The following is an 11,657-nucleotide window of genomic DNA, read 5'->3' as shown; positions in this document are numbered from 1 at the left end:
CGCCGAAATGGCGGATAACCGCTCTGCGGTTATTCGCCCTACGCCACGGACAGCGCGAAGTCCCGATAGCTCCGTAGGGCGCATGACGCCAACGGCGTCATCCGCCGATATCTCGCCGAAATGGCGGATAACCGCTCTGCGGTTATTCGCCCTACACCCCGTAAAGCCCGGCAGTCCCAGCAGTTGGCAACGAAAAGGCTCCCTTGGGAGCCTTTTTCATTCATCCGTTCAGTACACGTCGCGTCGGTAACGTCCTTCGTCGGCCAGGCGTTGCAAGGCCTCCTCACCGAGCACTTCGCGCAGCACCCGGTCGACACCGCCGGCCATGCCCTGCAGGCTGCCGCAGACGTACAAGGCCGCGCCCTCGTCGATCCAGCGCCGCAGTTCATCCGCCGCTTCATGCAGGCGGTCCTGGACATAGATCTTCTCCGCCTGGTCGCGGGAGAAGGCCAGGTCCAGGCGTTGCAGCTCGCCCCTGGCCAGGGCTTGCTCCAGCTCCGCACGACAGTAGTAGTCGTGGGCGAAATTGCGTTCGCCGAACAGCAGCCAGTTGCGCTTGCGCCCGGCGGCAATGCTGGCGCGCAACAGGCTGCGCAGGCCGGCGAGCCCGGTACCGTTGCCGATGAGAATCAGCGGCACGTCATCCTCCGGCAGGTGGAAACCCGCGTTGCGGCGCAGGCGCAGGGTCAGCGCGGCGCCGAGCGGCAGGTACTCGGTGAGCCAGCCGGAGCAGATGCCCAGGCTGCCGTCGGCATGCTGCTCCTGGCGTACGATCAGTTGCAGGTCGCCATCGCTCTGCAGCGACGCGATGGAGTACTGGCGCACGGAAAGCGGAATCAGCGCATCCAGCAGCGCCTGCGGGTGCAAGCCGACCAGGTGTTCGAAAGAATCCGGCAGCAGGCGCCCGGCCAGGGCCTGCTCCAGGCTCTGCTCGACGCCCTCGACCGCCACCCGCGCCTGGCCGTCCAGGTGATGCCGCTGCAGCCATTCGCGGATGCGCGCGGGCGCCTGGTGCGGAACGATCTCCAGCAGATCGCCGGCGCGCCATTGGATGGCGCTGTCGGCCGGCGCACGCAGGTCCAGCAGCCAGGTCGACTCGCCCTGGCTGCCAGGGTTCAGGCACTCCCGCCGCGCCAGCGACCAGACCTCGAAGGCCGGCGCTTCCCAGGCCGCCGGGGCGGCACCGCCGGTCACCTCGGCCAGGCTTTCCTGCCATTGGCGCAGGGCCGCGGCGTCGCCATCATCGACCTCCACCGGGGCGAACAGGCTCCGCGCGCCCTGCCCCTGCAACCAGCCCTGCATGCGCCGGGCGAAGCCGCAGAACTGCTCGTACTGGCGATCTCCCAAGGCCAGCAGGGCGTAGCTCAGGCCATCGAGGCTGGCGGCCTGGCCAAGCACCTTGCGTTCGAAGCCGCGGGCGCTGTCCGGGGCCTCACCGTCGCCGAAGGTGCTGACCACGAACAGCGCCTTGCGCGCCTCGGCGAGTTGCCCGGCATCCAGGCGCGCCAGCGATTCGACCCGCACCGGCAACCCGGCCGCCTGCAACTGGCCGGCGCTCTGCCAGGCCAGTTGCTCGGCAAAACCGCTCTGGCTGGCGTAGCCGATCAGCCAGGGCTCGCCGCTGGCGCCGGCGCTGCCGCCCAGGTCGGCGCGGCTCGCCCGTACCGCGCGTTTCTTGCGCCGGCGGTCGAGGTAGAGCAGCCAGCCGGTGATGAAGAACAGCGGCATCGCCAGGCTGGCGAGCATCATCAGGATGCGTCCGGCCATGCCGAAATAGCTGCCTACGTGCAATGCATAGACGCTGGCCAGCAACTGGCTGCCGAAAGAACGGCCGCTATAGCGCTGGTCGCTTTTCACCTGGCCGTTGGCCGGGTCCAGGGTCAGGGTGTTGAAGGCACGCTCGTGCGGCGCGTCGGTCAGGCGATAGAACACTGTCGCCGGCTGGCCGCCCGCCGGCGGCAGGCGCAGGTTGTAGGCCTGCAAGCGGTCGCCGCCGGCCTGGCGGATGCTGTTCCATACCGCCGCGTAGTCGACCACCAGCGGAGCCGCATCGGCCGGGCGCTCGCCACGTCCGCCCGGCTTGCCGCGCTGCGCCTGCTGGCCGGCGGGCGCGTCGTCGAGCAGTTTGAACAGGCCGTTGCGGTACCACTCGTAGGACCAGTACAGGCCGGTCAGCGCAGCCAGCAGGTAGAGCGCCAGGCACCAGGTGCCGGCCACGGCATGCAGGTCCCAGTTGAAACTGCGCCCCTTGCGCGACCAGTCGAGGGTCAGCCAGGCGCGCCAGTCGAAAACCTTGCGCGGCCAGCGCAGGTAGAGACCGGACAGGCAGAAGAAGATCAGGATCAGGGTGCAGGCGGCGGTGACCTGCTTGCCGTACTCGCCCATGGCGAGGAACCGGTGCAGTTGCATCATCAGGTTGAAGAAACCCTCGCCGCGCGGCTCGCCGACGAAAGCCCCGGTGTAGGGATCGATCCAGCGCGACTCGCCGCGGCGCTGTCCCGGCGGCGGGGTGTAGAAGATCCGCCCGGCCTTGTCGCTGTCCATCTCGACCCAGACGAAGGCCACTTTCCGCCCCGGCTCGGCGCCTTCGATACGGCGCACCAGTTCGTCCAGCGGCAGCACGCCCTCGGGGCGCTTCTGCACCACCAGCACGTCAGGGTTGAGCGCGCGCATCAGTTCGTCCTGGAACGACAGGGTCGCTCCGGTGACGCCCATCAGCGCCAGCACCAGGCCGGCGCTGATGCCGAAGAACCAATGCAACTGGAACCAGACTTTCTTCACAGGATCACCTTCACGGCCGCCGCGCGGCAACAACGGGACTACGCCGACGCCAAGCGCCGGCCAGACGACACGAGGACGTCGGCGGGCAATTCTATTTGATAATCAGTTGCGATAAAGCCGAATTAACGTTCTTTACGCTCTATTTACCCACCTGGATGCGGGAAAGCCCCATCCCGCAGGGGGAATGGGGCTTTCGTGGGGAGCGAGAGCGGCAGTCAGAAGTGGAAGTTCACCCCGAGCAATGCCGTGCGGCCCGGAGCGACGTGGGCCATGTGCGTGCTGTAGACCTGGTCGAAGTAGCGCTTGTCGGTCAGGTTCTGCACGTTCAGTTGCAGGTCGACGTTCTTGCTCACCTTGTAGCTGGCCATGGCGTCATAGCGCCAGTAGGACGGGATATAGGTAGAGTTCGCAGTGTTGCCGTACTGCTTGTCCACATAGGTGGTACCACCGCCGATAGTGAAGTTCTGCAACAGATCGTAGGTGGTCCACAGAGTGAAGTTGTTCTGCGCGGTCTGCGGCATCTTGTTGCCTTCGTCGCTCTTCACCGTCGACTTGCGGATTTCGCTGTCGAGGTAGGTGTAGCCGCCGAAGACCTTCCACTTCTCGGTCAGCTTGCCATTGAAGCCCAGCTCGACGCCCTGCACCCGCTGCTCGCCGTCCAGTACCTGAAGAGTGGAAACATCCGGCGAAGCGACCCGGGCATTGGTCTTGTCGGTGCGGAAAAGCGCGGCGTTCAGCGACAGAGCATCGTCGAAGAAGGCCCACTTGGTACCCAGTTCGAGGTTGCGGTTACGCTCCGGATCCAACCCGTTGTTGCCTACGCTGATGTCCGCCTGGCCCTCGCCGCCGGTCTCGCCGGTGGGGTTGCTCGAGGTCGACCAGGCCAGGTAGATGCTGCCGTTGGGCGCCGGTTTGTAGACCAGACCGGTCTGGTAGTTCCAGAAGTGGCTGTTGTTCTCGCGCTTGAAGTAGCCGGCGGGACCGTTGCGGCCAGCTGTCTGGTAGCCGCTGGACTTGGTATCGAAGTCGTCGTAGCGCAGGCCGAGATTCAGCTCCCATTGTTCGCTTAGCTTCAGGGTATCGAACACATAAGCCGCGCTGGTCTTGGTGTCGGTATCGGTATAGGCCAGGCCGTCGGTGATGCTGCCGGTCCAGTTGTCGCCCGGAGTCGGGCGATTCAGGCTGGTGCAGTCGCCACTGGCGAGCAATCGTGCATTGCAGGTGTTGCCGGCGCCGCCACCGGAAGTAATGGCGTACGGACGGTTGTGCACGTCCTCGTAGCTGAACTCCAGGCCGGTCACCAGGGTGTGCTTGATGAAGCCGGTTTCGAAGTTGGCCTTCAGGTCGGTCTGGTTGACCCAGCCCTTCGAGGTCGAATTGCGGCTTTTCGCCGAACGGTAGACGTAGCCGTTGGCAACGTTGCCACGGCTGTCGTCGGGGTTGCTGACGATGTAGTCGAGCGTCGTGCGCACCAGGCGGGTGCTATTCGACAGGGTCAGGTTGTCGTTCAGGTCATGCTCGATGCGGAAGGTGCCGCTGTCGGTGGTGCTCTTGCGGTAGTCGCGGTCCTTCAGGCCATAGAAGTTATCGCGATCCACCGAGGCCGGCTTGCTCGGATTGGCTTTGCTGCGGTTGACGTTGGTCAGCGGCAGGCCGTAGTCCGGCATGTCATCGGTGCTGAGATGGTAATAGGACAGGGTGGCGCGGGTCGGCGTGTCGAAGCCGAAGGTAACGGTCGGAGCCACGCCCCAGCGGCTGACGCTGACTTCGTCGCGCCCTGCGACGTGGGCATCGTGCTTCATCAGGTTGAGGCGGAAGGCGGCGTTGTCGCCAATCATCCGGTTCACGTCGAGAGTAGTGCGGCGGGTCTGGTCTGAGCCCCAGGTGAAGCCGGCGTCGGTGAAGTTGTCCTGCTTGGCGGTCTTGCTGATCAGGTTCAGGCTGCCACCGGTGGAGCCGGCGCCGGTGTAGGCCGAGCCCGGGCCCTTGCTGACCTCGATCTGCTCGACGTTGAACACCTCGCGGGTTTGCGAGGCGACGTCGCGCATACCGTCGAGGAACGTATCGCTCTCGGCGTTGAAGCCACGGATGAATGGCCGGTCGCCTGCGGGGTTGCCGCCCTCGCCCGCGCCGAAGGTGATACCCGGGGTGGTGCGCAGTGCGTCGGCCAGGGTCAGGGCGCCAGTGTCCTTGATCACCTGCTGCGGGATCACGGTGACGGTCTTCGGCGTATCCAAGAGCGGCGCGGTGTACTTCTTCGACGCCGAGCGGTCGACGTTGTAGGTGGTTTCGTCCTGCTGCTCGCCGACGATGGTGGCCGCATCCAGCGACAGTACGCGGTCCTTGTCGGTCTTTTTCTGCCCGGCCTCGTCGGCGTGGGCTGCCTGCGGTGCGGCGATGGCGGTGATGGCGACACCGATGGCCGAAGCCAGCAGACGTTGCGAAGAAACGGCGGTATCCGTGGACTGACGCGACATTCGAAACCCCTCCCCGGGAGCTGTGAAGGTCGCGGAATTTATTGCAGATCAGAATTGTTATCAATTATTACGGATTCGCATTCGACAGGAATTTACATTCTTTACAATTTTCTCATTACATTTTTTCCCATCTCGCTCGTCTACGACTTCTGGCGGTTTTACACGTCCAATGCAAATCAATATCATTGGCAATCATTTCGCCTTCATGGACAGCGCCATGTTGCTGCATATTCCCGCCATCTTCACCGCCGAGGAAGTCTCCCGGATCCGCGCAGCCCTGGAGCAGGCGGAATGGGCCGACGGCAAGGCGACCGCCGGCTACCAATCGGCCAAGGCCAAGCACAACCTGCAACTGCCGCAGGACCACCCGCTGGCCCGGGAGATCGGCGAAGCCATACTGCAGCGCCTGTGGAACCATCCCCTGTTCATGTCCGCCGCCCTGCCGCTCAAGGTCTTCCCGCCGCTGTTCAACTGCTATACCGGCGGGGGCTCGTTCGACTTCCACATCGACAACGCCGTGCGCGACGTCCATGGCGGCCGCGAGCGGGTCCGTACCGACCTGTCCTCGACCCTCTTCTTCAGCGACCCGGAGGACTATGACGGCGGCGAACTGGTGATCCAGGACACCTACGGCCTGCAACAGGTGAAGCTGCCCGCCGGCGATCTGGTGCTCTACCCCGGCACCAGCCTGCACAAGGTCAATCCGGTCACCCGCGGCGCGCGCTACGCCTCGTTCTTCTGGACCCAGAGCCTGGTCCGCGAAGACAGCCAGCGCACCCTGCTATTCGAAATGGACCAGTCGATCCAGCGACTCACCCACGACGTGCCCGACCATCCCTCGCTGATCCGCCTAACCGGCACCTACCACAATCTCCTGCGGCGCTGGTCGGAACTCTGAACATGCGCCACCTGCTGCTCCGTCACGACGCACTGGACGCCGAAGGTTTCGCCGCACAACTGGCCGGTACCCCGGGCGAGGTTGCCCAGGCCATCCTCGGCGCTGCGCGCGAGGGCCTGACGGAAGCCCAGGCCCTGCTCGGACAGATCCTTCTGGACGGCCAAGGCATCCAGCGCGACCCGACCCTGGCGCGGACCTGGTTCGCGATCGCCGCCGGGCACGGCCACGCAATGGCGCGCAATATGCTCGCTCGCTGCCTGGAACATGGCTGGGGCGGCCCGGCGGATCCAGCCGCGGCAGCGGTCCACTATCGGATCGCCGCCCAGGCCGGCCTCGACTGGGCCCGCTACAACCTGGCCAATCTTCACGCTACCGGCCGCGGGGTGCCCCAGGACCAGCCGCGCGCCTATGCGCTGTATCGGCAAGCGGCCGAGCAGGGCCACGCGAAATCGATGAACCTGGTGGGGCGCTACCACGAAGAAGGCCTGGTGGTCGCTCGCGACCTGGCGCAAGCTGCGCACTGGTATCGACGCTCCGCCGAGGGTGGCGATTTTCGCGGCCAGTTCAGCCACGCCGCGATGCTCAGCGCCTCGGGCCGCCATGCCGAAGCCGAAACCTGGCTCCGGCGTGCCCTCGAAGGCGGCAACCTGAACTTCCTGCGCAGCGCCCGCCATGGCCTGGAGCAGTCGGCCCACCCACCGTTCCGCAGCCTGGCGCTGGCCTACTACCGACGCGCGGCGCAGTTGGGCGACGACACCGATCGAGAGGCCCTGGAACAGGCGCTCGAACGTCACGGGCACGCACGACTGCCCGCCTGACGAACAACGCACGACCCTTTGTTCACGCCCACATAACACTTTTTTGACAAGCCTTTCCCTACCCTCGCCGTTTCATCGAGGCGAACGACGATCGCGCCTCCGGTCCATCGTACGAGGCTATCGTGTCCCCCACTCCACCACGCGTTACGCGCAATCGCATCGACTGGGCCGGCCTGGGCTGGCTGTTCCTGTTCTTCTGGTTCTTCTCCGGTATCACCCAACTGCTCCTGCTGACCTCCGGCAACAGCGGTTTCTCCGGTTTCCGCAACGCCATGGTGCTGAGCACCATCTGGCTTGCGCCGGTGTTACTGTTCCCGCGCTGGACCAAGCCGCTGGCCGCCGTCATCGGGCTGGTGCTGTGGGCCGCCTCGCTGGTCGGCCTGAGCTATTTCGGCATCTATCACCAGGAATTCTCGCAAAGCGTGATCTTCGTGATGTTCGAGTCGAACACCGCCGAGGCCAGCGAATATTTCAGCCAGTACTTCAACCCCTGGATGACCCTCGGCCTGGTGCTCTACAGCCTGGTCGCCATCCTCCTCTGGCGCCGCCTGCGCCCGGTCTACCTGCCGCGCTTCAGCGCCCTGCCGGTGGCGGTGCTGCTGATCGTCGCGACCATCGGTTATCCGTTCTACAAGCAACTGGTCAGCCAGGGCCGGCCCTTCGACGAAGCCCTGGACAAGGTCCAGGCGCGCATGGAACCGGCGGTGCCCTGGCAATTGCTGATCGGCTACCAGCAATACCGCCAGCAACTGGGCAGCATGCAGGCGCTGTTGCAAAAGAACGCGGCCCTACCGCCGCTGAAGAACCTCGTCGATGCCAATGGCGATACGCCGCGCACGCTGGTCCTGGTGATCGGCGAATCCACGTCGCGCAAGCACATGAGCCTCTACGGCTATCCACGCGAAACGACCCCGCAGCTGGACGCACTGAAGGCCGCGAACCGGAACCTCACGGTATTCAACAACGTGGTGGCGTCGCGGCCATATACCATCGAGGTGCTGCAGCAGGTGCTAACGTTCGCTGACCAGGAGCATCCCGACCGCTTCCTCACCGATCCGTCGCTGATGAACCTGATGAAGCAGGCCGGCTACAAAACCTTCTGGATCACCAACCAGCAGACCATGACCAAGCGCAACACCATGCTGACGACCTTCGCCCAGCAGACCGATGCGCAGTTCTACCTGAACAACCAGCGCAGCCAGAACGCCAGCCAGCTGGACGGCGCGGTGCTGGCGCCCTTCGCCAAGGTGCTGGACGACCCGGCGCCGAAGAAGTTCATCGTGGTCCATCTGCTCGGCACCCACATGAACTACAAGTACCGCTATCCCGCCGACTACGCTCGCTTCGTCGACCGCCAGGGCGCCCCGGCGGCTCTCAGCGACGACCAGGTGGAGGTCTACAACAGCTACGACAACGCCGTGCTGTACAACGACTACGTGGTCTCCAGCCTGATCAAGGGCTTCGCCAACAGCGATCCGAACGGCTTCCTGGTCTACCTCTCGGACCATGGCGAGGAAGTCTTCGACGAAGCCCCGCACGACCGTCTCGGCCGCAACGAAGGCGACCCGACCCGCGGCATGTACACCGTGCCCTTCCTGGTCTGGACTTCGCCCAGCTGGCAGCAGACCCATCCGCGCGACCTGCAGGCCCTGGTCGACCGACGCTACAGCAGCGAAGACCTGATCCATACCTGGTCCGACCTCGCCGGCCTCAACTATGACCTCTTCGATCCGACCAAGAGCCTGGTGAGCAACGACTTCCAGCATGAAGTCCGCTGGATCGGCAACCCCTATGCCCACAATGGCTTGCGCGACTTCGACAAGCTGCCGCTGGACAAGGCCGACGCCGGGCAGCAGGTAGCCCAGGCCGGACGACCCGCGCCAACGACACCGCGCGCACCGTCCCGCCAGCCGAACGAAGGCTGACCGCCGCCAAAGAAAACGCCCCGCCGAGCGGGGCGTTTTTCCATCCGTAGCGCCCTCAGGGCAAGACCAGGTTGCCCTGCTCGTCGAACGGCCAGAACGGGTTGTAGGCAATTTCCCAAAGGTGTCCATCCGGGTCGGCGACATATCCGGAGTAGCCACCCCAGAACACTTCCTGCGGCATCTTGGTCGCCTGCCCGCCGGCCGCCGTAGCTGCGGAGAACAGACGGTCCACCTCGTCCCGCGAGGCGCAGTTGCAGGCCAGGGTGATAGCCGCGAAGCCGGTCGGACGATCTTCCACCTGCGCATCCTCGGCGAGGGCGCTGCGTCCGCAGAGGCCGAGGACCAGGTTGCGGCCCTTGAGAAATACCACCTGCTCGTTGCCGTCCGAAGAGGGCTGCCAGCCCAGCGCCTGGTAGTAGAGAGAGGAGCGGGCCAGATCGGCGACCCCGAGGGTCACCAGGGAAACACCATTGCCTGTCATGTCGGCGTCCTTGTCATGGGTTGTCGAACAAGGCTGACACGAGCGCCGCGAGGCTTCCAGAGCGACATGAAAAAGCCCCGCCGAGGCGGGGCTCTTCGTAGCAGAGGCGACTGCGCTAGAGGTAGAACGCCTTCAGCGGCGGGAAGCCGTTGAACTCCACCGCACTGTAGCTGGTGGTGTAGGCGCCGGTAGACAGCCAGTAAAGGCGGTCGCCGCTCGCCAGGTTCAGCGGCAGGCCATACTTGTAGTGCTCGTACATGATGTCGGCGCTGTCGCAGGTCGGGCCGGCGATCACCACCTCTTCCATCTCGCCCTGCTTCTCGGTCCAGATCGGGAACTTGATCGACTCGTCCATGGTTTCGATCAGTCCGGAGAACTTGCCGACGTCGGCATAGACCCAGCGCTCCACGGCGGTCCGCGACTTGCGGGCGACCAGCACCACTTCGCTGACCAGGATGCCGGCATTGGCGATCAGCGAACGGCCCGGCTCGAGGATGATTTCCGGCAGGTCGTCGCCGAAGTCCTCCTTGAGGAAGCGGATGATCTCCTCCGCATAGGTTTCCAGGTCGTTGGTCTTGGTGATGTAGTTGGCCGGGAAGCCGCCGCCCATGTTGATCATCTTCAGGACGATGCCGTCTTCTTCCTTCAGGCGCTCGAAGATCACCTTGACCTTGGCGATCGCTGCGTCCCACACCGAGATGTCGCGCTGCTGCGAACCGACGTGGAAGGAAATGCCGTAGGGCTCCAGGCCCAGCTGGCGGGCCAGGATCAGCAGGTCCATGGCCATGTCGGTCTGGCAGCCGAACTTGCGCGACAACGGCCAGTCTGCGGTAGTCGAGCCCTCGGTGAGGATACGCACGTAGACCTTGGCGCCGGGAGCGGCCTTGGCGATGTTGCGCAGGTCGGCTTCGGAGTCGGTGGCGAACAGGCGCACGCCCTTCTCGTAGAAGTAGCGGATGTCCTTGGATTTCTTGATGGTGTTGCCGTAGCTGATGCGCTCCGGACCGACGCCGGTCTTCATCACCTTGTCCAGTTCGTAGATCGAGGCGATATCGAAGTTCGAACCCTTGTCGCGCAGCAGCTCGGTGATTTCGGTAGCGGGATTGGCCTTCACCGCGTAGTAGATCCTGGCGAAGGGGAAGCAGTCGGTCAGTTGGTCGTAGGCATCGGCGATGGTTTGCTTGTCGATGACCACGAAGGGGGTTTCCTGCTTGTCGGCGAAGGCCTTCATGCGCTGGAAGGTTTCAGGGGCGAAATAATCCTCGACCTTGATGGACATGGTTGGGACTCCCAATGGCAAAACACATGGATTCGTAGGGGTGAAGCTGAACGTCTAATCCGTTTCCCCACTTTGGTTCGCCTACTTCCCAAGGCATGTCGCCGAGTATCACCTGCCTGCCGGCAGCCACCGCCTGTTCATCCTGGTAGGTCGCGCGCGTGTCCCGCGCGACGACCTGGCCGCTTGAGCAGCGGACGTCGCCTTGCCACAAGGCGATCTCTCGTCGTCAGTACTTGAGCCGGATGGATCGTTTCCAGCATGGACGTTCGGGCGCGAACTTTAGGACCAAGGGGACGCGAGATCAATAAAAAAATGCCGCGATTTCGCCTCCGCCTGTCGCACCGCCGGATTGACCTGCTCAGCCTTTACCCCATGTGCATGACAGTGGGATGTCCCCGTCCGCCCAGCGTTCAATCGGATGGACGAAAAACGTCCCGCGCAGGCCTTGCGCCTACACCCGGAACGCGCCGATCAGGCGTTTCAGCTGGGTCACCTGGGCGCCCAGTTCGCGGCTGGCCCGTTCGGTCTGGCTGGCGCCTTCCGCGGTGCGCTCGCCGGCCTGGTTGATCTCGACGATGTTCTGGTCGATATCGTGGGCCACGGCGGTCTGTTGCTCGGCGGCGGCGGCGATCTGCTGGTTCTGGTCGACGATCATGCCCACCGCGCCGAGGATATTCTCCAGTGCCTGCTGCACCTGCGCCGACTCGTTGACCGTGCCATCGGCGGTATGGTGGCTGCTGCCCATCGCCTTCACCGCCGCATCGACGCCGCCCTGCAGGCGCAGGATCATCTGTTCGATCTCGGCGGTGGATTGCTGGGTGCGCTTGGCCAGCGTGCGCACCTCGTCGGCCACCACCGCGAAACCGCGCCCCTGCTCCCCGGCACGAGCGGCCTCGATCGCCGCATTGAGCGCCAGCAGGTTGGTCTGTTCGGCGATGCCCTTGATCACATCCAGCACCTGGCTGATCGAGGCGCTGTCACTGGCCAGGCGATTGATC

The 11,657-nt window shown here is 64.5% G+C and carries 8 protein-coding genes; 3 read left to right on the top strand and 5 right to left on the bottom strand.

All coding sequences use genetic code 11. From position 1 onward, the window contains the following. Nucleotides 1–228: 228 nt before the first annotated feature. Nucleotides 229–2,781: a PepSY domain-containing protein gene (locus FFS27_RS19570; protein ID WP_023101564.1), complete on the bottom strand. Its 2,553-nt coding sequence runs from the start codon at nt 2,779–2,781 to the stop codon at nt 229–231. A 215-nt stretch (nt 2,782–2,996) separates the two neighbouring features. Continuing rightward, nucleotides 2,997–5,258 carry a TonB-dependent siderophore receptor PiuA gene (gene piuA, locus FFS27_RS19565; protein WP_003116241.1) on the bottom strand — a complete coding sequence of 754 codons (2,262 nt, stop codon included), beginning with the start codon at nt 5,256–5,258 and terminating at the stop codon, nt 2,997–2,999. 217 nt (nt 5,259–5,475) lie between these two features. Here piuA and FFS27_RS19560 point away from each other — a divergent pair, with 217 nt between their 5' ends. The 3 genes from FFS27_RS19560 to FFS27_RS19550 all read left to right on the top strand — a co-directional run bounded on the left by FFS27_RS19560 (nt 5,476) and on the right by FFS27_RS19550 (nt 8,899). Continuing rightward, nucleotides 5,476–6,156 carry a Fe2+-dependent dioxygenase gene (locus FFS27_RS19560; RefSeq protein ID WP_031300536.1) on the top strand — a complete coding sequence of 227 codons (681 nt, stop codon included), beginning with the start codon at nt 5,476–5,478 and terminating at the stop codon, nt 6,154–6,156. A 2-nt stretch (nt 6,157–6,158) separates the two neighbouring features. Continuing rightward, nucleotides 6,159–6,974, top strand: a complete 816-nt coding sequence (locus tag FFS27_RS19555; protein ID WP_003110339.1) for a tetratricopeptide repeat protein — start codon at nt 6,159–6,161, stop codon at nt 6,972–6,974. A 122-nt stretch (nt 6,975–7,096) separates the two neighbouring features. Next, nucleotides 7,097–8,899 (top strand): phosphoethanolamine transferase CptA, encoded by a 1,803-nt coding sequence (locus FFS27_RS19550; RefSeq protein ID WP_003141345.1) that lies wholly within the window; start codon nt 7,097–7,099, stop codon nt 8,897–8,899. 55 nt (nt 8,900–8,954) lie between these two features. Here the strand turns inward: FFS27_RS19550 and FFS27_RS19545 are convergent, their stop codons facing one another. From FFS27_RS19545 to FFS27_RS19535, 3 genes are all read right to left on the bottom strand, one after another. Then, nucleotides 8,955–9,380, bottom strand: a complete 426-nt coding sequence (locus FFS27_RS19545; protein WP_021264136.1) for a VOC family protein — start codon at nt 9,378–9,380, stop codon at nt 8,955–8,957. A gap of 115 nt (nt 9,381–9,495) precedes the next feature. Then, complete coding sequence (locus FFS27_RS19540; RefSeq protein ID WP_003094617.1) at nt 9,496–10,659, bottom strand: type III PLP-dependent enzyme; 1,164 nt, start codon at nt 10,657–10,659, stop codon at nt 9,496–9,498. 451 nt (nt 10,660–11,110) lie between these two features. Further along, the coding region (locus FFS27_RS19535; RefSeq protein ID WP_256659552.1) for a methyl-accepting chemotaxis protein at nt 11,111–11,657 on the bottom strand (547 nt) is incomplete at its 5' end.

The organism is Pseudomonas sp. 2VD, assembly GCF_005503585.1.
Taxonomy (GTDB): domain Bacteria; phylum Pseudomonadota; class Gammaproteobacteria; order Pseudomonadales; family Pseudomonadaceae; genus Pseudomonas; species Pseudomonas aeruginosa.
The sequence above is the reverse complement of the archived record's forward strand: the minus strand, read 5'-3'. Positions and strand labels throughout refer to the sequence as shown.